General features: G+C 43.1%; 23 protein-coding genes and 1 tRNA gene. 15 read left to right on the forward strand and 9 right to left on the reverse strand.

All coding sequences use genetic code 11. The features are described 5' to 3' along the window. Positions 1-219: 219 nt before the first annotated feature. The 11 genes from VB073_RS09420 (at position 220) to VB073_RS09470 (ending at position 7,752) form a co-directional block, all read left to right on the forward strand. Positions 220-930, forward strand: coding sequence for a tRNA1(Val) (adenine(37)-N6)-methyltransferase (locus VB073_RS09420; RefSeq protein WP_323403911.1), 711 nt, complete (start codon positions 220-222; stop codon positions 928-930). Between the two features lie 118 nt (positions 931-1,048). Then, complete coding sequence (hpt, locus tag VB073_RS09425) at positions 1,049-1,585, forward strand: hypoxanthine phosphoribosyltransferase (protein WP_323403912.1); 537 nt, start codon at positions 1,049-1,051, stop codon at positions 1,583-1,585. 58 nt (positions 1,586-1,643) lie between these two features. Then, positions 1,644-2,381: a TonB family protein gene (locus VB073_RS09430; RefSeq protein WP_323403913.1), complete on the forward strand. Its 738-nt coding sequence runs from the start codon at positions 1,644-1,646 to the stop codon at positions 2,379-2,381. 69 nt (positions 2,382-2,450) lie between these two features. Continuing rightward, entirely contained in the window at positions 2,451-3,428 is a 978-nt protein-coding gene (locus VB073_RS09435; protein ID WP_416349533.1) for a polyprenyl synthetase family protein, read from the forward strand. A 43-nt stretch (positions 3,429-3,471) separates the two neighbouring features. Next, entirely contained in the window at positions 3,472-4,167 is a 696-nt protein-coding gene (locus VB073_RS09440; protein ID WP_323403915.1) for a hypothetical protein, read from the forward strand. Beyond that, complete coding sequence (locus VB073_RS09445; RefSeq protein WP_323403916.1) at positions 4,164-4,940, forward strand: TatD family hydrolase; 777 nt, start codon at positions 4,164-4,166, stop codon at positions 4,938-4,940. The genes VB073_RS09440 and VB073_RS09445 overlap by 4 nt, the downstream gene beginning before the upstream one ends. A gap of 188 nt (positions 4,941-5,128) precedes the next feature. After that, positions 5,129-5,216: transfer RNA gene (locus tag VB073_RS09450), tRNA-Ser, on the forward strand. Positions 5,217-5,342: 126 nt separating this feature from the next. Beyond that, the gene (locus tag VB073_RS09455) at positions 5,343-6,134 is read left to right on the forward strand and encodes a MotA/TolQ/ExbB proton channel family protein (RefSeq protein ID WP_323403917.1); all 792 of its coding nucleotides are present in this window, start codon (positions 5,343-5,345) and stop codon (positions 6,132-6,134) included. Positions 6,135-6,139: 5 nt separating this feature from the next. After that, entirely contained in the window at positions 6,140-6,622 is a 483-nt protein-coding gene (locus VB073_RS09460) for a hypothetical protein (protein ID WP_323403918.1), read from the forward strand. A gap of 39 nt (positions 6,623-6,661) precedes the next feature. Further along, a complete protein-coding gene (locus tag VB073_RS09465) occupies positions 6,662-7,291 on the forward strand; it encodes a biopolymer transporter ExbD (protein WP_323403919.1) in 630 nt (209 codons plus the stop codon). Between the two features lie 2 nt (positions 7,292-7,293). Continuing rightward, positions 7,294-7,752, forward strand: coding sequence for a biopolymer transporter ExbD (locus VB073_RS09470; protein WP_323403920.1), 459 nt, complete (start codon positions 7,294-7,296; stop codon positions 7,750-7,752). Here the strand turns inward: VB073_RS09470 and VB073_RS09475 are convergent. Next, entirely contained in the window at positions 7,749-8,969 is a 1,221-nt protein-coding gene (locus VB073_RS09475; protein WP_323403921.1) for an anaerobic sulfatase-maturation protein, read from the reverse strand. The genes VB073_RS09470 and VB073_RS09475 overlap by 4 nt on opposite strands. Positions 8,970-9,139: 170 nt before the next feature. On the opposite strand from VB073_RS09475, the gene VB073_RS09480 reads away from it, so the two are divergent. Further along, on the forward strand, positions 9,140-9,535 hold the full coding sequence (locus VB073_RS09480) for a DoxX family protein (RefSeq protein WP_323403922.1): 396 nt from the start codon (positions 9,140-9,142) through the stop codon (positions 9,533-9,535). 120 nt (positions 9,536-9,655) lie between these two features. Here the strand turns inward: VB073_RS09480 and VB073_RS09485 are convergent, their stop codons facing one another. From VB073_RS09485 to VB073_RS09505, 5 genes are all read right to left on the reverse strand, one after another. After that, positions 9,656-10,864: an ABC transporter permease gene (locus tag VB073_RS09485; RefSeq protein WP_323403923.1), complete on the reverse strand. Its 1,209-nt coding sequence runs from the start codon at positions 10,862-10,864 to the stop codon at positions 9,656-9,658. Beyond that, the gene (locus VB073_RS09490; RefSeq protein ID WP_323403924.1) at positions 10,848-12,059 is read right to left on the reverse strand and encodes an ABC transporter permease; all 1,212 of its coding nucleotides are present in this window, start codon (positions 12,057-12,059) and stop codon (positions 10,848-10,850) included. Before VB073_RS09490 ends, VB073_RS09485 begins: the two co-directional genes overlap by 17 nt. Continuing rightward, positions 12,056-13,054 (reverse strand): HlyD family secretion protein, encoded by a 999-nt coding sequence (locus VB073_RS09495; protein WP_323403925.1) that lies wholly within the window; start codon positions 13,052-13,054, stop codon positions 12,056-12,058. Before VB073_RS09495 ends, VB073_RS09490 begins: the two co-directional genes overlap by 4 nt. 51 nt (positions 13,055-13,105) lie before the next feature. Continuing rightward, the gene (locus VB073_RS09500) at positions 13,106-14,632 is read right to left on the reverse strand and encodes a TolC family protein (RefSeq protein ID WP_323403926.1); all 1,527 of its coding nucleotides are present in this window, start codon (positions 14,630-14,632) and stop codon (positions 13,106-13,108) included. Between the two features lie 71 nt (positions 14,633-14,703). After that, positions 14,704-15,144: a MarR family transcriptional regulator gene (locus VB073_RS09505; protein WP_323403927.1), complete on the reverse strand. Its 441-nt coding sequence runs from the start codon at positions 15,142-15,144 to the stop codon at positions 14,704-14,706. 491 nt (positions 15,145-15,635) lie between these two features. Here VB073_RS09505 and pepT point away from each other — a divergent pair, with 491 nt between their 5' ends. The 3 genes from pepT to VB073_RS09520 all read left to right on the forward strand — a co-directional run bounded on the left by pepT (position 15,636) and on the right by VB073_RS09520 (position 19,040). Continuing rightward, a complete protein-coding gene (gene pepT / locus VB073_RS09510; RefSeq protein ID WP_323403928.1) occupies positions 15,636-16,865 on the forward strand; it encodes a peptidase T in 1,230 nt (409 codons plus the stop codon). Between the two features lies 1 nt (position 16,866). Continuing rightward, positions 16,867-17,952, forward strand: a complete 1,086-nt coding sequence (gcvT, locus tag VB073_RS09515) for a glycine cleavage system aminomethyltransferase GcvT (protein WP_323403929.1) — start codon at positions 16,867-16,869, stop codon at positions 17,950-17,952. 92 nt (positions 17,953-18,044) lie between these two features. Then, a complete protein-coding gene (locus VB073_RS09520) occupies positions 18,045-19,040 on the forward strand; it encodes a lysylphosphatidylglycerol synthase domain-containing protein (protein ID WP_323403930.1) in 996 nt (331 codons plus the stop codon). 69 nt (positions 19,041-19,109) lie between these two features. Here the strand turns inward: VB073_RS09520 and folD are convergent, their stop codons facing one another. The 3 genes from folD to VB073_RS09535 all read right to left on the reverse strand — a co-directional run bounded on the left by folD (position 19,110) and on the right by VB073_RS09535 (position 22,276). After that, positions 19,110-19,991 carry a bifunctional methylenetetrahydrofolate dehydrogenase/methenyltetrahydrofolate cyclohydrolase FolD gene (folD, locus tag VB073_RS09525; RefSeq protein ID WP_323403931.1) on the reverse strand — a complete coding sequence of 294 codons (882 nt, stop codon included), beginning with the start codon at positions 19,989-19,991 and terminating at the stop codon, positions 19,110-19,112. A 191-nt stretch (positions 19,992-20,182) separates the two neighbouring features. Beyond that, positions 20,183-21,511: a signal recognition particle protein gene (gene ffh, locus VB073_RS09530; protein WP_323403932.1), complete on the reverse strand. Its 1,329-nt coding sequence runs from the start codon at positions 21,509-21,511 to the stop codon at positions 20,183-20,185. 261 nt (positions 21,512-21,772) lie between these two features. Continuing rightward, positions 21,773-22,276: a DUF4488 domain-containing protein gene (locus VB073_RS09535; RefSeq protein ID WP_323403933.1), complete on the reverse strand. Its 504-nt coding sequence runs from the start codon at positions 22,274-22,276 to the stop codon at positions 21,773-21,775. Positions 22,277-22,281: the final 5 nt, after the last annotated feature.

Below are 22,281 nucleotides of genomic sequence, written 5' to 3' on the forward strand. Positions count from 1 at the left end.
ATCATTGTATTTGTTTCTGCCTTCAAAACAGAAAAATGTTTATTTTTGTTTTTTGTTTTGTTTCTTTCGTCGCACTTCGCCAAAGTTCAAACAAATCTGAAAGAAAACAGTTCTTTGTTTTATGGAACAAAATCCGTGCCAAAAAAATGTTGAATTGTTGAATTGGTAAATTATTCACATTGGCACATTGGCATATTAATCACATTGGCATATTGATTTATGAGTAATCCCTATTTTCGATTCAAACAATTTACCGTCTTCCACGATAAGTGTGCTATGAAAGTGGGTACCGATGGAGTTCTTCTGGGTGCCTGGAGCAGGGTGGAAGGGATGCAGAGAATCCTTGATGTAGGGACGGGTTGTGGCCTGATTGCATTGATGATGGCACAACGTAGTTCGGATGCGAAAATAACAGCTATTGATATTGATATTTCCTCAGCAGAACAGGCGAAAGAGAATGTCATGAATTCTTCTTTTTGTGGCAGGATCGAGGTGAAAACGCTCTCTTTGCAGCAATATGCGGCAACAAAACCGGCGGCTTTAGACCTGATTGTTTCCAACCCCCCTTTCTTTTCAGACTCGATATTGCCTCCGGATCAGAGGCGGTCCGGCGCCAGACATTCGGTTACCCTTACTTTAGATAATCTATTGCATCTTTCAGCGAGTTGTCTTGCTACTGACGGGGTTTTATCTATTATACTTCCTTATGACAAGATGGAGGATCTGGAGCGGTTGAGAGTGACACACAATTATTATTTGAAACGGCAAACCTCCGTATACCCTTTGCCGGATAGAGAGCCCAAGCGTTTTCTGGCCGAACTGACATTGACGCCGGTAGATATGCCGGAGATAACTTCCCTAACCATAGAGTCCTCCAGACATTGTTATACCGGTGAATTTACTCATCTGGTAAAAGATTTCTATCTTTAACCCTTTCTCCATTCTCATTTCTAACTTCCCAAATCTCACATCCTAATTCTCTTTCTTCCTTCAAAATTTTCGTAAGATCATAAAAAGTAGTAATTTTGAAACTTAAAAAAACGGAATAGTGAAAGAAATTATTACTATCAGAGATAGACAGTTTGAATTGTTTATCGAGCAAGAGATCATCGAGCAGGGAATAAAACGGATTGCTGCACAAATAAATGCAGATTTGAAAGGAAAAAACCCGATCTTTCTGGCTGTGCTCAACGGGGCCTTTATGTTTGCCGGAGAGTTGATGAAAGAGGTTTCCATCCCCAGTGAAATAACATTTGTCCGTCTGGCATCCTACGATGGGACAACTACAACGAACCATGTGCAGGAAGTGATGGGACTGAATGAGAGCATCGAAGGCCGTTGTGTAGTGGTAGTGGAAGATATTGTGGATAGCGGAAACACTATGGTGGCATTGAAAGAGGAGTTGGAGAAATTAAACCCGCAGGAAATAAAAGTTGCCACTTTGCTGTTTAAACCCGCTGCACTCCGCCAGAAACTACATCTCGATTATGTGGCCCTTGAAATCCCCAGTGATTTTATTGTGGGCTATGGTTTGGACTATGACGGGTATGGCAGAAACCTGAAGGATATTTACAAGGTAAAATAGAACCATCTCTGTCATATCGGTAGTTCGCTGTAAAACAGACTGTAGATAATAAAGAAACATGGACAGAGACGAGGTGAAAAAATCGTCGGAAGCGAACTTGGAAAAGGATAGAAACACATATATCCTTATGGGGATGGTGCTGGTACTCTCTCTCCTCTTTTTTGCTTTTGAATGGTCGACTAAACCCCGGAAACCGGATGAGAGTGTCTTCGTTCCGTATATTGAGCCCGAAGAAGACATCGTGATTACTCGTCGTGAAGAAGTTTCTCCGCCGCTACTCCTTCCTCCACCTCCACAGCTTCGGCCGCATACTGTAGAAGAGATAACGCCAGAAGAGATTGAAGTGGTAGATAAGGAAGTGGATGTGATCATGGAGATACCAGATGAAGAAGTCAAGCCCCAGAAACAAGAGGGAATTTTCATTCCGCCACCCCCTCCCCCCCTTCCCAGACAGAAAGTTGAGGAAGAAGAAACGGACGAGATCTACAAAGTGGTGGATGAACAACCGGAATTTCCGGGAGGACTGATGGCCATGAACAAGTACTTGAATGACAATCTCAGGTATCCGGGTATTGCCCTGGAAAGAGGACTCTCAGGTCGTGTACTTTGTATCTTTATAGTTGAAAAGGATGGTAGCATTAACGATGTACAGGTGCTGCGGGGTGTAGATCCTTCACTGGATAGGGAGGCTGTTCGGGTGGTTCGGCAGATGCCTCCGTGGTCACCCGGGAAACGGAGTGGAGAGCCAGTACGTGTTCGCATTACGCTGCCGGTCAATTTTCGCTTGCAACACTAAAATGAATTCATATGTAACGAGGGCTGCTTTTGAATTCCAGAGGCAGCTTTTTTACTCAAATAGACTATGATGGTGAATAAAATAGCTGTTTTTGAAAAAATCATAGATGAAGCCTCTAAGGGTGTATTGAAAGATTGTTCGCCCCAAACCCTTTTCGTTCCAGCCAAATATATACTTTCACTGGGAGGTAAAAGGATTCGTCCCTTATTGACACTGATGGCGATGGATCTTTTCAGCAAAAATGCTGAAGAGTCTTTAGATGCCGCATTGGCAGTGGAGATTTTTCACAATTTTTCCCTCGTGCATGATGATCTGATGGATAGAGCCGATCTGCGGAGGGGGTATCCCACAGTCCATAAAAAGTGGAGTGATAATAGTGCTATTCTTTCGGGCGACGCTTTGGTAATAGAAGCTTATAAATATATCGCAAAAGTTCCTGTAGGACTGCTTCCCGAAATTTTAGAACTGTTTTCTACCACTGCCATGGAAATATGTAAAGGGCAGCAGTATGATATGGATTTCGAACGGCGTTTCGATGTGACAGAGGATGAATATCTTGAGATGATTCGACTGAAAACGGCCGTACTCATAGGTTGTGCCCTGAAAATTGGAGGAATTATCGCTGGAGCTCCCCCCAGGGATGCCGATTTGCTTTATCAATTCGGGATTAATATGGGCCTTGCATTCCAACTAAAAGATGATCTGTTGGATGTATATGGTATCCCTGAAACATTCGGGAAAAAAATAGGAGGTGATATCTTGTGTAATAAAAAAACTATTCTGTTGATCAGGGGTTTGAAGAATGCGGATAATGCACAGAGAGAGGAATTAAACAGGTGGTTAACAGCAACCGGCTATGATCCCGAGGAGAAAATCAGGTCTGTTAAAAATATCTATGATGAATTAAATTTGAAATTTGTAGTTGAAAATCTTATTGAAAAGTATTATCTTGCATCGCTTGATTGTCTCTCTTCAGTCAACGCTCCCGACAATAGTAAAAGGGATCTGATAAACTTATCGGAGAATCTGATGTACAGAGAGAAATGAAAAAGAAAAAAGAAGAGGTTATTGATGAAATAACCCAATAGATATGCCCTATCGTAGATTACCAAATACAGACAGCGCCCGTATCCGGGCCTTGAGGTCAGCAGTTGAAAAGGCGGTTGATACCGATTTTCAGAAATTGTCGTTTTCCACAGGAATTCTTGAGGAGGCTAGGGGAGTGCTGACTCATTTCGAACATTTATCCACCCGTTATAAGCAGTTGTACGAAACCCAGGTAAAAGCTGGGAAATCATTTGCCGGCAAAATGAGAAATGCCCGCATGTATATTTCCCATTTCATACAGATATTATACATGTGTGTGATGCGCTCCGAAATCAAAGAGGAGCAGCTGGCGCTTTACGGATTGAAAGAATACAATTTGATAGTTCCTGATTTAACATCCAATGAGCAGCTGTTGGAGTGGGGTGAGAAAATAATCAATGGCGAGCATCAACGTACTTCACAGGGCGGTGTTCCTATCTATAACCCTTCCATTGCAAAGGTGAATGTAATGTTTACCCTTTTTAAGGAAGGATACCAGACTCAAAAACTACATCAGAAAGCCACTGTCCGCATTTTGGAAGAAGTGGCTGCATACCGGGAGAAGGTGGACCGGATCATCCTTCAGATATGGGAGGAGGTAGAAAAATATAATATCGATTTGCCTCTTGAAGAACGGCTTACCAAAAACCGTGAGTATGGTATTGTCTACTATTATAGAAAAGGGGAGATTGTGGAATGAAGTTCATTGATACGCATTCCCATCTGTTTGCAGAGGAGTTTGAGGATGACCTTCACGAGGTGGTAGCCCGTGCCAAAGAGGCGGGAGTGGAAAAAGTACTTTTACCTAATATTGATGAGAATTCGGTCTCACGACTGAAACAGTGTGTGTCTGATTATCCCGGTTTTTTTTATCCCATGATGGGCCTGCATCCAACCAGTATATCTATAGATTGGGAAAAGCAGTTAGAGATTATCTGCCGGGAGTTGGAGGCCGGTGGTTATATAGCGGTGGGAGAGATTGGAATTGATCTTTATTGGGATACTTCGTGGAAAGAAGTACAAATCCATGCATTTGAAGCACAGTTGAAATGGAGTATTGAGAAAGATTTACCGGTCTCTATCCATTTCAGGAATGCTACCGAAGAGGTAATACAAAGTATTCGAAGGGTAGGAGCACCCTTATTGAGAGGGGTGTTTCACAGTTTTGGAGGTACGAAAGCAGAGTTGGAGGCTATATTGGATTTGGATAATTTCCTGATCGGTATCAACGGAGTAGCTACTTTTAAAAATTCCGGTTTGACTGAAACCTTGAAGTATTGTCCCGTCAACCGATTAGTGCTTGAGACTGATTCTCCCTATCTGGCACCGGTACCTTATCGGGGAAAAAGGAATGAGTCGTCTTATTTGGTGTATGTTGTTGCGAAATTGGCCGAAATATGGAATGAAAGTCCGGAATCAGTTTCACTAATCACCAATCGCAATGCGGAGGCATTATTCAAATTACCCCATTGATTTCAGCTTTTATGGATCATTCAGAGAACTGAAAATGGATTTTCACTAAAATTATTGTGGCAGGAGTAGTATATGTTTGATAAATTCTGTAATTTTGTTCTCTGAATGGAGCGGAGATAAACTGTTTCTCGTAGTTTGGATCCGTTTTCTGAAAAATCTCTTTCAAAAGAGATTTCCATTTTCTTTAGGGAGAGATGCTCGAGTGGTTGAAGAGGCACGCCTGGAAAGCGTGTATACGCCAAAAGTGTATCGCGGGTTCGAATCCCGCTCTCTCCGCTCCCCCCACAGTAAAAAATCACACCAATAAAGATGCAGAAATCAATATTGATTTTTGAGTGTCACTACAGTTGCCTTTTATTTTTTTGTGTCGGTAAAGATCATAAATAAAAAATTGAACGTATAATGAAAAGGGTATTTGCAATTTTAGCGCTTTTCGGAATAATGTCCGCTGGATTGATGTCGTTTATCCTGGCGCAGGATACTTCCGGAGAGACAGAACAAGATGTCGTTACCTCGATTGGCGGATATACAGGCGTTCAGGAAACATCTGGAGGTTTTCACCAGGCGTTAAAAGTAAAATTTATTGAGGGTGGAGCCGGCTTTATGAGTACCATCGCTATCTGTTTTGTTCTGGGGCTAACTTTCTGTCTGGAAAGAATAATCTATCTTAGTCTTGCAGATGTGAATCCTGATCCGTTCCTGGATAAAATAGGCGATACCCTTGACAGAGGTGATCTGGATGGAGCCAAAGATATCGCACGCAATACCAGAGGTCCTGTCGCTTCCATTATTTATCAGGGATTACTCCGGCTCGACCAGGGTCCTGATGCGGTGGAGCGTTCTATCGTTTCTTATGGTGGCGTACAGTCGGGTTTGCTTGAAAGGAACTTTTCATGGATCACCCTCTTTATCGCTATTGCTCCTTCTCTTGGATTCCTGGGAACGGTAGTAGGTATGGTCATTGCATTTGATGATATCCAAAGAGCGGGAGATATGAGTCCCGCTATTGTTGCAGGGGGTATGAAGGTAGCCTTGATTACTACTGTAGCTGGTTTGATAGTGGCTATTACCCTCCAGGTTATCTATAATTACATCCTTTCAAAAATGGAGGGTATTCTTAACAGGATGGAGGATGCTTCCATCACTTTCCTGGATCAGGTAATAAAATACAATGTGAAATACAAAAACCTGTAATTGTCATGGCTGTAACAAAAATACACAGAACTTCCAGGTTCACCCTTTATATAGGAGTTTTGATTACTCTTGTGGTATTGGGATTATTCTATCTGGGAGGTGAGGTACCGATGTATGAGCACCTTGTAGCCGATATGAGCCAGCCCAGGTTTACAGATCTTTTACTATATTGGTGTTATCTGCTCCTGGTTATTACAGTCGTTGTTTGGGCACTATTTATGATAGCCTCGTCATTGAAGCAATTGCGGGAGAATTCCCAAAAAGCGTTAGGTGGCTTTTTAGCTCTTTTAGGTCTGGTCGCACTGCTGGTGATCACGTATCTAATCGGTGATGAAACTCTTTTAAATATCCCTGGATATGAGGGAAATGATAATCGCCCAGCGATGTTAAAAATTACGGATATGTGGCTTTACAGTTCATATGTCATGTTTTCGGTAACAATACTGGCAATGATAATCTTACCGTTGATTGTAGGAAGAAAGAAATGATCGGTCCTGTTAAAGGTCAATTTAAAAAAAGGTTTTTTCATGGCAAGGTCAAAAAGAAAAGTTCCCGGACTTAATGCAAGCTCAATGGCAGACATCTCATTCCTTTTGCTGACCTTCTTTTTGCTTGTATCGAATATGGATGTTGACACCGGGCTGGCACGACGGCTACCGCCTCCCCCCCATACAGAGGCTAAGACCTCTGTGGAAGTAGAACGTAGGAACTTGCTTGTGGTGGCGGTGAACGCCCGGGACGAAACGATGGTGGGAAGTCAGTTAGGTACCGAATGGTATACCAACGAAGCGGAATTAAGAGGAGAAGGAGGAAAGATCGCATTAAAGGAAAAGGTGAAGGAGTTTGTATTGAACAGGACGAACAGCCCCAACCTTCCTCACCTGGTAGAAAAAAATTTCGGCCCTCCGATAGGAGTCGTGCCCGTCACTGCAGCGCATGTGGTTTCTATCAGGAATGATGCTACCACCAGTTATAAAGCATATATCGCTGTACAGAATGAAGTGGTGAGAGCATACAATGAGTTACGGGAAGAGGGGGCAAGGAAGTATTTCAATGCCTCTTATCGGGAATTGACGGAAGCGCAGAAGAAACAGATTCAGGATCTCTATCCCCAACGTATTTCGGAAGCAGAACCTAAAAATTATGGATTACAATAATTATGGGAAGATTTCATAGAAACGGTAAAAGGGAGATGCCCGAAATGAATACGGCATCTATGCCCGATATTGTTTTTTCTATATTGTTTTTCTTCATGGTTACCACTACGATGCGCTCAGAGGTACCGCTCGTAAGGGTTAAGGTGCCGACTGCTTCGGAAGCCCAGAAATTAGAAAAGAAGTCGTTGGTTACCTATATCAATATCGGTCCACCGGCAGATGCAAGGTTGGGCAGTGGTACGCAGATGCAGTTGAATGACCGGTTTGCCCATGTCTCCGAGATTCAGGATTACATAGCACGTGAGAAGGCCAGTATGAATGAGATGGATCAACCGCTGATGACTGTTTCTATCAAAGCAGACGAAGATACGCGGATGCAGTATATTACAGATGTAAAGCAGGCGTTGAGACAGGCTTATGCGCTAAATATCAATTATTCTGCACGGAAAAAGGAGAATTAATGATTCCTGGCCCATGCCATCACATTGGCGGGTGGACGTTTGGCCAACAGTTCCTGTTTCATAAAATCCATATAGGGTGCTACATGGGAGAAAAATTTATAATATCCTTTGCATAGGTAATTTAATCCGTCGTTGCCATATTTGTCCTTTATAAACCTGTTCTTGGGACATTCGCCATAACAGGCGAAAAGCATATCACATTCAAGACATTGCTGTGGAAGGGAATCAAATTTATCATTCCCAAATTTCAACTGTTCTTCGGAATACATCATCGAGGTGAGTGTCCTACTGTAAATGTTGCCTAACCTGTATTGAGGAAAGACAAAATGATCGCATGAATAGACATCCCCATTGAATTCCATCACACCCGCATGGCCGCAGGTCCTGGCCATGGTGCATACTCCTGGCTGAACTCCTACCCAGTTGGCCAGTGTGGAGTCGAAGAGCTGAATAAATATCTTTCCCACATCCTGTTTGACCCATTCATCGAAGATTGCACAGAGAAAATCCCCCCATTTCCCCGCATCGACAGTGAAGGGTGCCAGTTCCAAATCATCACCTTTCTCTTGTGCAGTGGCTAATTTCAGCCCGGGGGTGTTCTTGTGCAGACGCTCCACGATAGGAGTGAACTGTATATATTGGCATCCGATCTCTTTGAAGAAGCCGTAGAATTCTAACGGGTAATCCACGTTGTAATCGTTGACTACAGCCATACAGTTGAATTCCACGCCATGTTTCTGCAATAGTTGAATACCTTTCATGACACGGTGAAACGAAGGCCGTCCCATCTTATCCCGACGATACTCATCATGAAAATCCTGAGAACCGTCGATTGATATACCCACCAGAAAATTGTTTTCCTTGAAAAAAGCACACCATTCATCGTTGAGCAATGTCCCGTTAGTCTGAATGGAATTGTCGATCTGCCTGCCACCGGCCTGTTTTTTTTGTAATTCCACTGCCTTTTTGTAAAATGAGAGAGGACGCATCAGCGTTTCTCCTCCATGCCATGTGAACATTATCTGGGGAATGGTCTGGGATTCAATATATTGTTGGATGAAGCGTTCAAGAAGCTCTTCGCTCATCACCTGGTTTTTTCTTCCATAAAGAATAGCCTTTTCCAGATAGTAACAGTAATCGCAATCGAGGTTACACTTCGAACCGACAGGTTTGAGCATTACATACATTGGTCTGGCAAAGGGAGCAAAAGTAGACATATCGATTCTATTTATAAGACAAAGATAAACAATTTATAATAGTAGGAGGTTTAGAAGGCTGAAAAATGTGGTTAGGTGAATAGGTGGTTAGGTGGATGAGAATCCTACATCCAAAGTCTTGATTCTTGTGTCTTGATTCTAAAAAAATATATATGAACAAAAAAAATTTATTGCATTTAGGTTGGTTACTATTAAGAGTAGGTATAGGTATATCTATTTTTCTACATGGTTTTCCTAAAATTACCGGTGGAACGGAACTGTGGACAGCCATAGGTAGTAGTATAGGAGTATTCGGAATCAATTTTGCTCCTGCATTCTGGGGCTTTTTAGCCGCAGTTGCTGAGTCGGTTGGCGGGTTGCTTTTCGCCCTGGGTTTATTCTTCCGCCCCGCGGCAGTTATGCTCACCGGCACGATGACCGTTGCTTTGGCAACGCATCTTGCTGCTGGGGATGATTTTATGATATACGGACATGCACTCGACCTGTTGATTGTTTTTGCCGCTTCGATCCTCATCGGAGCAGGTAAGTATTCATTCGATGCGAAATTGCTGCCGAAGATCGCCTGATTTGAGAGGCTTGGCTACATAATTGGACAAGTCTCTTTTCATATTAAAAAATTCCCTTTGTCTGCCGGCAGACAAAGGGAGTTTTTTGTTGTATATATACTGTCTGGCACTGGTTTTTCTTTATTTTTTCGTAGTATGCATTTGTAACCGATAGGCAAAAATTGTGGACAGGAAGTATATGGCTGTTTGAATCCACAAGGCGATGTATTCGAATTGAACCTGATCCAATCCGGCGCCCATTGAATTGATTTTTAGATATCCCTGGATACCGAATGTACTTGGGAAGATTATCGCGAATGATTTCCAAAGCCACGACATATTGGATTCTGGCCATGAAAATCCGCTCAAAAAGAGTAATATGACCGAGAAAAAAGGAAAAATAACCATTGCAGTCTCCCGATTGCGGATAAATACCGATATCAACATTGAAAAGAAGATTACAGCCAGAAGGAATGGAGTGAAAAACCGGATAATATCTAACGGATTACCAATATGAGGCAGTTGAAAGATTCGTGGCACAGCCAGTAATATATAGGAACAAATCACAATATACATACTGAAATAGCAGAGTGCTTTACCGAAGATGGTAGGGAAGAACTTACCCTTCTGACGCAATTGTGGATCTATTGTAACCAGTTTCTCTTCCCGCAACGTACCGGTCAGCATGGTGATTCCGAAAAAGAGGGTTTGGTGAATAATGACGACAAGTACCACCGGGAGAAGGAAACTGGCAAATCCCATCGGCTCGTTGAACAGAATATTCTTTTCATAACGGAAAGGAGCTGCTGAGATTTCGGCTGACCTGCCCGTTATTCCGGCTGCATTCATCCGTTCTATTTTGATATCCTTGCCTGCTTCGAGTATGCCAAGATTGGCTCCCAGCATCATGGTGCGGTAGTACATGAAACTACTCATGTCGCAATAGAACGATACGGTAGCCTGTTCATTACGATTGATCTTCTCACTGTAGTCTTTCGGAATGTAGACAACGCCATGTATTTTTTGCTTGTAGAACCACTCTTTTGCCTCTTCGAGATTATTCAATTGGTAGGCCACGTTCAGGTCTGGAGTGGCATCCAACCGTCTTACCAACTCGCGTGACCGGGCGCTTTGGGAATCATCAATCACGGCAATAGGCATATCGTGCATGGTCTCGTTACGATAGATGGATGGATAGAGGATTGGATAGAAGAGTGTCGCTCCAAGAAAAACGACAACAAGTCCCGAATCTTTCAGGATGATCCGGTATTCATCCAGCATAATGTAGATAACCCGTCGTAACTCATGTAAAAGCCGTAAAATGAAATTGGATTTATTGTAGTTGTTCATTGAATCTACTGTTTTTTATTGCTGACCTGTCATGTTGCGCGATGGTATTTCTTAACCGTGGATATACCAGAAATGGTAATAACAAAAATACCAGTATCCCCGCAAAGTATATCAGTGAATAGCGTATATCCGCACCATTCAGCGCTTCATTCACATATATCTTGAAATAGTAACGGATGGGGAAAAACCATGCGAAAATTTGTGCTCCATGGGGCATTGCCTCAATTGGAAAAGTAAAACCTGCATAGGAAAAGCTTAATAATCCGTAGAATACTCCAACACTGATAGAATCCCGCAATTGCCGGAACAGGCCGATAATGAATATGCCGACGGCTTGATGTGCCATGACAAATAGAAACATGGCCAGCGACATCCACGCAATGCTGCCGTTCATAGGGAATCCCATCACTTCATAAAGCAGGAATAGCCCTAATAATCCCAATAACGTGAAAAGTATGGTGTGAGGTAACACCTTACCTGTCAGCGCTGATAATATTGATTCATTACCTGTCGAGAGCCATTCACGGGTGGTGTTTTGTTTCATCTCCACACCTATGGCATAAATGGTGAACATAATGATGAGCAGTTGTAACACACCGGGGAGTAATACATTCGATAGATAGACACTGTAGTTGGTATAGGGATTGCCTATCTGATGTGTATCCATTGCGATGGGCTGTAAGATAGGTATCAGATTCTCTTCGCCGGTGATACCCCTTGCCTGTAATGATTGTTGCAGGATGAAACCCGACATCAGTTCGCTGATATAGGTCAGATCCTTATACGAAAGCGATCCTGCTACCAGGTAGACATCGTTCACATAATAGGCGATGGTAGGCTGCCGGTTGGTAAGCAGATCGGCTTGAAATCCTGCGCCTATATCGATGATAGCATAAATATACCCTTTTTGCATATCCTTACGGGCTTCGGTAAAAGAGGCATACTTACCCACTATCTCCACGTTGGGAGATGCATTTATATTCCGTTCGAGGGTACGTGACAACGATGAATTATCGCTATCGACTATCCCGATAGGAAGTTGTTCCGGTAATCCTTCCGACATCAGTGTCAGGAAGAACAGGTAGCAGAAAAGCATTGCGAATATCGAAGAGAGAAAATAAACAGGACGGGTTAACATCCGTTTCCACTCCCTGCAAGCCACATCCTTTATCTGTTGTATAATTGAGTTGTTCATCTGTTCACTACTAACACCGTCATTCCGGGGCGAAGGTCTTTAATAGGTTCTACCGGTTTGGCACGTATCTCAAATGTCTTCAGGTCGAAATCACCGGTGGTTTTGGTGGCCTTCCAGGTAGCAAACGAAGCCATCGCCTTTATATAGGTGACTTCCAGTTTAGCTTCCTGATTATTCAATGCCGGGATCTTTACGGTGATTATTGCTCCTTTTTTCATGTCGTTCAGTAGATCTTCACGCACATTGAAACTGAACCACATATCATCCAGATTAGCGATATTCATGATGGGAGCACCAGTACCGACCAATTCTCCCTGTTTGGGGAATATCTCCGTGATCTCTCCGGAAATGGGGGCGATAAGGGTTATCTCTTTCATGTAAGCTTCCACCTCTTGTACAGCTCCTTGTGCCCGGTCGACCATTGCCAATGCAGCCGCTTTGTCTTCTGCTTCGGTACCGTTTTTAGTCATATCGTATTGTGTTTTGGCGGCAGCAGCCTGAGCAACAGATGCCTGATACTGGGCTTCTGCTTCATCCCGTTTTTGAGCTGTAACTACTCCTTTTTCAAAAAGACGTTGTGTACGGTCGTACGATTTCTTGGCAATATTCACACCCACTTCGGCTTTTTGCCACATCTCGTAAGCACCCTGGATCACTTCACTGCGAGCACCCTTCTGTGCTTTGCGGTCTTGTGCCTTTGCCGCGTTTTGCGCAGCCGTAGCTTGTGCCAGTTTCGCGTAAATTTCGGGGCTGTCGATGAGTACCAATGTGTCACCCTGTTCAACCCGTTGTCCCTCTTCTGCCAGAAACTCTTGAATACGTCCGGCTACTTTACCCGAGACACGTACCTCGGTTGCCTCTGCAGATCCTTGAATAACGACCGGTTCCGGTTTATATATGATCCATCCGATAATAAAGAGGATAATTATTACAGCGATGAGCCCTACCAATGCAATCCGCAGATTGCGTATGTTTTCTTTTTTTTCTTTTTCCATTTCAATGTATGTTGTTAAATTGTCGAATCATTAAATCATCGAATCATCAGATTAATAGAGATTTCCAATCGATTTCTTCAGGTAGAGATTGTTGAGCTTCACATCTACCGTTGCATCGAGATATTCCGACTCAGCCGATAACCATGCTGTTTGCGCCATAAGTAAATCGGTGGAAGTAATCACCCCGGCTTCAAAACCTTCCTGAGCATAAATGAGGTTCTCTTTGGCATTTTCCACATTTTTGCGGGTCATTTCCTGTTTCTTCAGGCTTTCATTGATCCGATAGCTGTTTTGATGAATTTGGAGTTCAATCTTTTCTTTTGCTTCTTCCAGTTCGAGTTTGGCTATCACAACCTGAGTGCGTGCCGCATTGAGAGTGTGAGTCTTCTGCCCGAAGTGAAACAAGGGTACAACAGCAGTTATTCCTACGGTAAACATACCGTTGAATTTTTTCTCAACCCCTTTGAAAGCGTTAGGATTGGTGGTGACATATCCTCCGGTAAGGGCGACTGTAGGCATAAAACGGGAAGCCATAATTTTGGTGTTAGCTTCGGCTATACTGCCTGCCTGTGTAAGCATCTTGATTTCCGGCCGGTTTGCCCAGGCTTGTTCTATGGAAAAAGATGGTTGCACATCGATCGTTTCATTCAAATCTGCATCTTTCAATTCTATTTGTTCTTCCAGCGGTAATCCGCATAATTGATTCAGCGCCATTCGGGAAAGATTTAACCCGTTCTCAGCTTTAGTCAGTGAAACATCAGCCTCGTTCAACTTTACTCTTATTTTCAGGGCATCTGCTTTGGTGGCCAATCCTTCTTCCTGAAGTGCCTGCATATTCTTATCAAGTTCGGCAACGAGATTACGATACTCTTTTGCCAACTTTACTTTATTCTCCAATGATACCACACGCCAGTAAGCCTCATCGACATTCACTAAAAGTTCTTCCGCCTTTTCCTGAACGTGGGCTTCGGCAATTGCCCGGTTCGATTTAGCAATATTATTAAGTTGGACGATCTTGCCTCCCATGAAAACTGGCTGTACAAAACTGATGCCTCCTACGAAAATATTATGCATATCGAATTCCATCGCATCCTTTGGCAAAATAGCGTGATTTTTCCATTGTAAGTTCTCCGGATTTTTTTCAGGATCAAACGGGCTACCCTGTGCATCTAATGGAACAGGTTTTCCATCAATCAATATAAATTTATTGTTGATGGCTGATTCTTCGAAAGTGAATGTTCCGTCGGCATTTGGGGTAGGACGCGAAGTGGAGGTGATGCCGGTACCGAAATTACCGTTTGCATCCAGTACACCTATCGGTAGATGTGCATCCTCGCCAAGGAGAGACACATTTTTCTGATTATAGCGATACGATCCGTAGGCCGATATATTTGGGAAGAATTCAGCAAATGCAGCCTTCGATAATGATTTGGCAGCATTCACATTCTCTTCGGCTATTTTTAATGTTTTATTGTTCTCCAGCGCTAATTGCCGGCATTCTTGCAAATCTACCAGTTGCTGTGCCTGTAAGGAGGGAATAGCGTAGAAGCAAAAAATAATGAATAGTAATTTCTTCATAATCTAAATAGTTAGTTAGACAACTATTTGTCTGAATGTGAATCTTATTTATATCTCCAATAACCTGAAAACTAATATATTTTTAAATTGTGCATGATCCGTAGTAACACATCTTTCGCCCGGATTAGCTCATCGTCTGAAATACCTTCAAGCGCGTAATTGACGATGTTATGTACCACTTCGGTGGTATTTTGCTTAAGAGCAATTCCCTTGGGAGTGAGATGGATGAGATTGTTACGACGGTCTGCCGGATCAGATACCCGTTTCACCAGATCTTTTTTTTCAAGGTTGTCTATCAATCGGGTTACGCTCGGTTTGTCTTTTTGGGTAAGATCGCAGATTTCCTGTTGAATGATCTTGTCTTTGTCCCATAAACAAGATAAAACAGTCCATTGCTCGGTCGTGATATCAATTCCTGTCTGGGCAAATGCTTTTAGTACGGTGCGATTGATTACCCCCGAAATCTTTCCGGAGAGAATTTCAAATATTTCACGTTCTGTTACTTTCATCATAGGCGTTTTTTTTGGTTGCATAAACAACTAATTGGCCGCAAAGATATATCTTTCATTGGATAGTTGTCCCTGATTTGAAATTCTTTATCTTGATTTAACTTTTCATTAAGGAGTCGATAGGTGGAGTAGACAAACAGGAGATAACGCTAACAGCCTAGGGGTATCGGGATTCGGGTTCATTGGGATTTAACCGTATCGATTCTGCTATGTTAAAAAAATGTCACGAATCCTGATAATTAATCATCAAGGGGAATAAAAAAAGGGTAAGCTTACTATATCGCGCCGCTACAACCAAATACCCTTGCTTCGATCAAGACCTGGGGGATTCAATGGGAGCTGACCGTATAGGACTTACCCAAGTGCAAAGATAAGGCTTTTTTTTGAGTTACAAAATGGTGAAATTGATTTTTACTATTCAGTCCCTTTTTTTATCTTTGCGGGATGAGTGCGATTTTAAGTATAAGAAGAATATTACCAAACATAAAATAATCATGGATATTGTAGATCGGTTTATAAAGTATGCTCGCATCGATACACAATCGGACGAGAACAACACTCAAACCCCCAGTACACAAAAACAGTTCAACCTGGCTAAAGAAGTAGAACAGGAAGCGTTGGAGATGGGACTGACAGACGTAAGCCTGGATAACAATTGCTATCTGATGGCTACATTACCGGCAAATACACAGAAGAAAGTACCGGTAATCGGTTTTATTTCCCATTTCGACACCAGTCCCGACATGAGTGGAAAGAATGTGAGTCCGAGGATTATAAAGAGTTATGGGGGAAAAGAAATTGTCTTGAATGAAGCAAAAGGAATTATTCTTTCTCCCGCCGATTTTCCCGAGCTACTCGATCATATAGGTGAAGATATTATTGTAACTGATGGAACTACACTGTTAGGGGCGGATGATAAAGCCGGCATTGCAGCTATTATGAACGCGATGCAGTATCTGATCGACCATCCCGAAATTGAACATGGTAAGATCCGTATCGGTTTTACACCGGATGAAGAAATCGGTCGCGGTGCTGATAAATTCGATGTGGTTAAATTTGGTGCTGAATGGGCATATACCATCGACGGAAGTGAAGTGGGGGAGTTGGAGTATGAGAATTTTAATGCTGCTTCAGCTAAGATTGAAATACAGGGGCGAAATGTGCATCCGGGATATTCCAAGGGGAAGATGATCAATGCACTACATCTTGCCAACGAACTGATATCTCAGTTACCCGAGAATGAACGTCCTGAACATACCATAGGATATGAGGGTTTTTTCCATCTGATCTCCTTGACAGGCACTGTGGAGGAAGCTACTCTCTCTTTCATTATTCGTGATCATGATCGTGAGAAATTTGAAAATCGTAAACAGTTGATGGGTAATGCTGTAGCTCTGTTGAACGAAAAATACGGAGATCGACTTACGCTACAGATGAAAGATCAGTATTATAACATGCGGGAGAAGGTTGAACCGGTGAAATATATAGTGGACTATGCCTACAAGGCGATGGAAGAGATAGGGGTGAAACCCAATGTAAGACCTATCCGCGGAGGAACTGACGGTGCACGTCTCTCTTTTATGGGACTTCCCTGTCCCAATATATTTGCCGGAGGTATGAACTTCCATGGTAAATATGAATTCTTACCCATACCTTCCATGAAAAGAGCATCGGAGGTGATAGTGAAAATAGCCGAAATAGTAGCCAGAGAGGAAAAAAAATAAGATGAAAACAACTCCATTTACTGATTTGCATATTAGCCTGGGAGCCAAGATGCATGAATTTGCCGGATATAACATGCCCATTGAATATTCCGGTATCATAGACGAACACATGACGGTAGTGAATGCGGTAGGCGTATTCGATGTATCCCATATGGGTGAATTCTGGGCTAAAGGACCTAAAGCATTGGAGTTCCTGCAACGGGTGACCAGTAATGATGTTTCCGTGCTTAAGCCCGGAAAAGCACAATACACCTGTTTCGTGAACGAAAAAGGTGGGATAGTAGATGATTTTATCGTCTATTATTACGAACCTGACAAATATCTTTTAGTGGTGAATGCCGCCAATATAGAGAAGGACTGGGCCTGGTGCCAGCAATGGAACAGTATGGGTGCGGAACTGGAGAATGCATCTGACCATATGGCCCAATTGGCGATACAGGGGCCAAAAGCAATAGAGACACTCCAGAAGCTGACAGACCAGAACCTTTCAGACATTCCTTTCTATGAGTTTACGACCGGTAATCTGGCAGGAATAGAGAATGTAATCATCTCGAATACCGGATATACTGGTGCCGGAGGATTTGAACTCTATTTCTATCCCGAACACGGACCGAAAATCTGGGATGCACTCTTTGAAGCGGGTGCGGAGTTTGGCATCAAACCAATCGGACTGGGTGCACGGGATACCCTCCGTTTAGAGATGGGTTATTGCCTTTACGGAAACGATCTGGATGATACTACCTCGCCCATACAGGCAGGCCTGGGATGGATCACTAAATTTGTGGAAAATAAACCGTTTATAGGACGTGAGATCCTCGAAGAAGAGAAAGCTAAAGGTGTTTCACGTAAGCTCTGTTGCTTTGAAATGGTGGATAAGGGGATACCCCGTCACGGATACGAGATCGTGAACGCGGAAGATGAAGTGATCGGAAATGTGACCTCCGGAACTATGTCACCTGTATTGAAGATTGGCGTTGGCATGGGGTATATAAAACCTGAGTTTGCGAAGCCGGATACTGATATCTATATAAAGGTACGTAACCGGAACCTGAAGGCAAATGTGGTGAAAGCGCCTTTCAGAAAGTAGGAGAAAGTAATCAATTTATAGCCCGCGATATATCGAATGTCGCGGGCATACAATTTTAATTTGATAGGATAAAAGTATTCTCCTATTTTTTTATGCAAAAAAAAACGAAGATCGCCCGGAATCTGTTTTTTCTTCTTGGCGGAGTGGCATTGGGTGTATTGATTTACAAGACAGGACCTGACAATATTTTAGATAATATAAAGCAGACCGGTTGGTGGTTCGTGCCAATTATCGGAATGTGGATTATTGTATATCTTGTAAACACCTACTCTTTTTATATTATTTTGAATGACGGAAGTGAAGACGCAAAACGAGTAGGATTTCTACGACTGTTTCAACTGTTTGTCAGTGGTTTTGCGATCACTTATATCACTCCACTCGGAATGATTGGTGGAGAACCTTATAAGGTGCTCGAACTGAGGAAACTAATTGGAATAAAGAGGGCTACCTCTACTGTTCTTCTCTCGACGATGATGCGGCTCGTTTCGCATTTCATCTTCTGGATGGTTTCAATCCCACTGTTGCTTTTCTTTGTGCCGGTACTTTCGGGAGTGATGCAATGGATCATTATACTCGCCAGTGTGATGTCGGGGCTGTTCCTTTTCTGGGCATTCAAGGTATATACCCGGGGAGGTGTGGAGAGTGCTGTAAAGAGGGGGAGCCGTCTTCCCTTTTTTGGAAAGAGAATAAGGGCTTTCTATAAGCATAATCAGGAGAAAATCAGTCAGATGGATGATTCTATTTCCGATCTCTATAAGAATCGCAAGAAAGATTTTGTCTTTTCACTCGGATTGGAGATTTTCGCCCGGTTTTTTATGTGTGTGGAGGTCTTATTGATTATGCAGGCGATAGGCTGGCCTGTTTTTTTCGGAGAGGGTGTATTGATCGAGTCTATTCAGTCGTTTGTCTCTAACCTCTTCTTCTTTATGCCGATGCAGATGGGAGCCCGTGAAGGTGGATTTGTAATTGTATATAGTATTCTCTCAATACCTGCTTCCTATGGTGTCTTTACCAGCCTGTGCAAGCGTATCCGTGAATTGTTCTGGACAATGATCGGATTACTGTTGATCCGGATAAAGCGAGATTAAGAGTGAGCCTTTTATTGCTGGTTCTGAGCTAGGCTGTGAGAGGGTGAGATGCTACCCCCCCCAATTATTTTAGCCGTAAATCTCTTTTTTTCCGGCCAGGAGGGTATTCTTTAATAGTGAGACAATAGTCATGGGGCCTACGCCGCCCGGGACGGGAGTGATGTAGGAACATTTGGGTGCGACCTCCTCGAACAGTACATCGCCGGTGAGTTTAAATCCCGATTTGGTTTTATCACTGGGAACACGGGTAGTACCCACGTCGATCACCACCGCACCTTCTTTTACCATATCTCCTTTTAGGAATTCTGGTACACCTAATGCGGCAATAATGATATCGGCTTGCAGGGTAATCTCCTTTATATTGGGCGTACGGCTGTGGCAGACGGTAACGGTGCAGTCTCCGGGATAGGCTTTCTGTACCATCAGCATCGATACAGGCTTACCGACAATGTTACTGCGACCCAATACCACACAATGTTTACCCTTGGTTTCTATTTTATACCTTTTAAGCAACTCCACGATACCGGAGGGAGTAGCGGAAAGGAAACAGGGCATACCCAGAGACATGCGACCCACATTCACTGGATGAAAACCGTCGACATCCTTATGGAAATCGATGGCTTCGGTAACTTTTGTTTCGGAAATATGTTTTGGTAAGGGTAATTGTACAATAAAACCGTCAATATCTTTATCGTTATTCAAACGATCCACACATGCGAGCAACTCTTCTTCGGTGACATCATCCTCATAACGGATCAACGTGGAGTTGAATCCTACCTCTTCACAGGATTTTACCTTGTTGGCTACATATGTTTCGCTCCCTCCGTCATGCCCGACCAATACCGCTGCCAGATGAGGCGTCTTGCCTCCCGCAGCTTTTATATGTGTTACCTCTTCGGCTATCTCTTTCTTTATCTGTGCGGCAACCGCTTTTCCGTCAATAAGCTTCATCTCTCTGGTTTATTTTAATTTTATTGTTGTTCGGCTTCGCCGTTTTTCAGTAGTTATTCATGCTTCGCATGTAATTCAATAGTAATTCAACTTCGCTGTTATTCGTGCTTCGCACGTAACTCAATAATAACCAGATTACAACCGAACAACTGTCGAACAACAACTGGAAATCTACTGAACAAACAATCGAACTACCTGCGTCTCATATTATTCCGCATTGCCTGACGACCATCTCCGGAAGTCATCATTTTCATCATCTTGCGGGTTTCATCGAACTGCTTGAGGAGTTTGTTTACTTCCTGTACATTGGTTCCGCTACCTTTGGCGATACGGGCACGACGGCTTCCGTTCAATATCTCGGGATTGGTACGTTCCTGGGGAGTCATGGAACGGATAATGGCTTCAATGCCCTTGAAAGCATCGTCATCGATATCCAGATCCTTGATTTGTTTGCCTACGCCGGGAATCATCGATGCCAGGTCCTTCAGGTTACCCATCTTCTTGATCTGCTGGATCTGGTTGATAAAATCGTTGAAGTCGAACTGATTCTTGGCTATCTTCTTTTGCAGGCGGCGTGCCTCTTCTTCATCATATTGCTCCTGTGCCTTTTCCACCAGAGAGACGATATCACCCATACCGAGGATACGGTCTGCCATACGTTCCGGGTGGAATACATCGATAGCATCGAGTTTTTCACCGGTACCTACGAACTTGATAGGCTTATCTACTACCGACCGGATGGATAACGCTGCACCACCCCGGGTATCACCGTCGAGTTTGGTGAGTACCACCCCGTCGAAATCAAGCCGCTGGTTGAATTCTTTGGCGGTGTTTACCGCATCCTGTCCTGTCATGGAGTCCACCACGAAGAGGATCTCCTGTGGATTGACCGCCTTCTTGATCGCTTCGATCTCGTTCATCATCTGTTCGTCGATAGCAAGACGTCCCGCGGTATCGATGATGATCAGGTCTTTCCCGTGCTGACGGGCATATTGTATAGCGTTCTGTGCAATCTTGACAGGGTTCTTGTTCTCTTCTTCCGCATAAACCGATACACCGATTTGTTCGCCCAACACCTTTAGCTGCTCGATAGCAGCGGGACGGTAAATATCGCCGGCTACCAATAATGGGTTCTTGCCCCGTTTGCTTTTGAGCATGTTGGCCAGCTTGCCTGAGAAAGTGGTTTTACCGGATCCCTGCAAACCCGACATCAGAATAATGGAGGGATTTCCCTTGACGTTAAATTCGGCAGCAGTGCCTCCCATCAGAAGGGCCAATTCGTCGTGCACGATCTTCACCATCATTTGTTCCGGCTTCACCGCGTTGAGTACATCCTGTCCCAGCGCTTTCTCCTTTACTGTTTCGGTGAATTCCTTGGCAGTTTTATAGTTCACGTCGGCATCCAACAGTGCACGACGTACATCTTTCAATGTTTCGGCTACGTTGATCTCGGTGATCTTTCCCTGTCCTTTTAGTATCTTGAATGACCTCTCCAGTCTTTCACTTAAATTCTCAAACATAATATATTTATACTGTTTTTGTTTCGCTCTTTAGACAAACGATGTACAGATGCCAGATTCCCGTAATTAATGCGGTACTCGGAGAACTTGAATATCTTCTGAAAGTAGCTCATTGTCTGCATTATCCTTTGGCATATACATGGTTCTGCTTAGAAAATACAAAAGTACATGAAAATCGATGTATTTCCAAGCAAGTGAAATGAAAAACTGTCTGCGGAATCAGCTATGTATCTTTACGGATGGCAACGAGTGTTTTTGGGACTAGTTGATTATTCCTGCGTCTTTGAGTTTTTTCAATTCGACACTGGGGTTGCCCTGTTTCAATTTTTTCCAGATTTCGAGTCCTACCATTCCCATATCATTTTTGTATGATGATTGTAGGTAACCGTCACTAATGAAGATGTAATCCAAGACTACATCCCTATTCGCAAAATCCGGATTGGAATGATAATTCACATGCTCAATATACTGATTAGATGATACTATCTCATATGTTCCTGAAATAGTAATGAGCGATAGGACAGGAGTAATAAACATCGCAGTGAGTTCTCCTGTATTCCCGAAAACCTTATAAAAGTATGCTGGTTGGAGTTTTGTGGTATCCAACTCAATCACCCCGGTTTGAGGGTCCCTTTTTAGATCTCCAGTTGGAATACATAGTTGCCATACACCCTCCAGTGGGGTTTCACTACTTTCAGTCGATGTTTGTGCATTCAAGACAAAAGAGCCGAGGACTAGAAAAAGAACAGTTAAAATTGATTTCATTGTGA

The organism is Proteiniphilum sp., from assembly GCF_034927365.1.
In the GTDB taxonomy this organism is placed as follows: domain Bacteria; phylum Bacteroidota; class Bacteroidia; order Bacteroidales; family Dysgonomonadaceae; genus Proteiniphilum.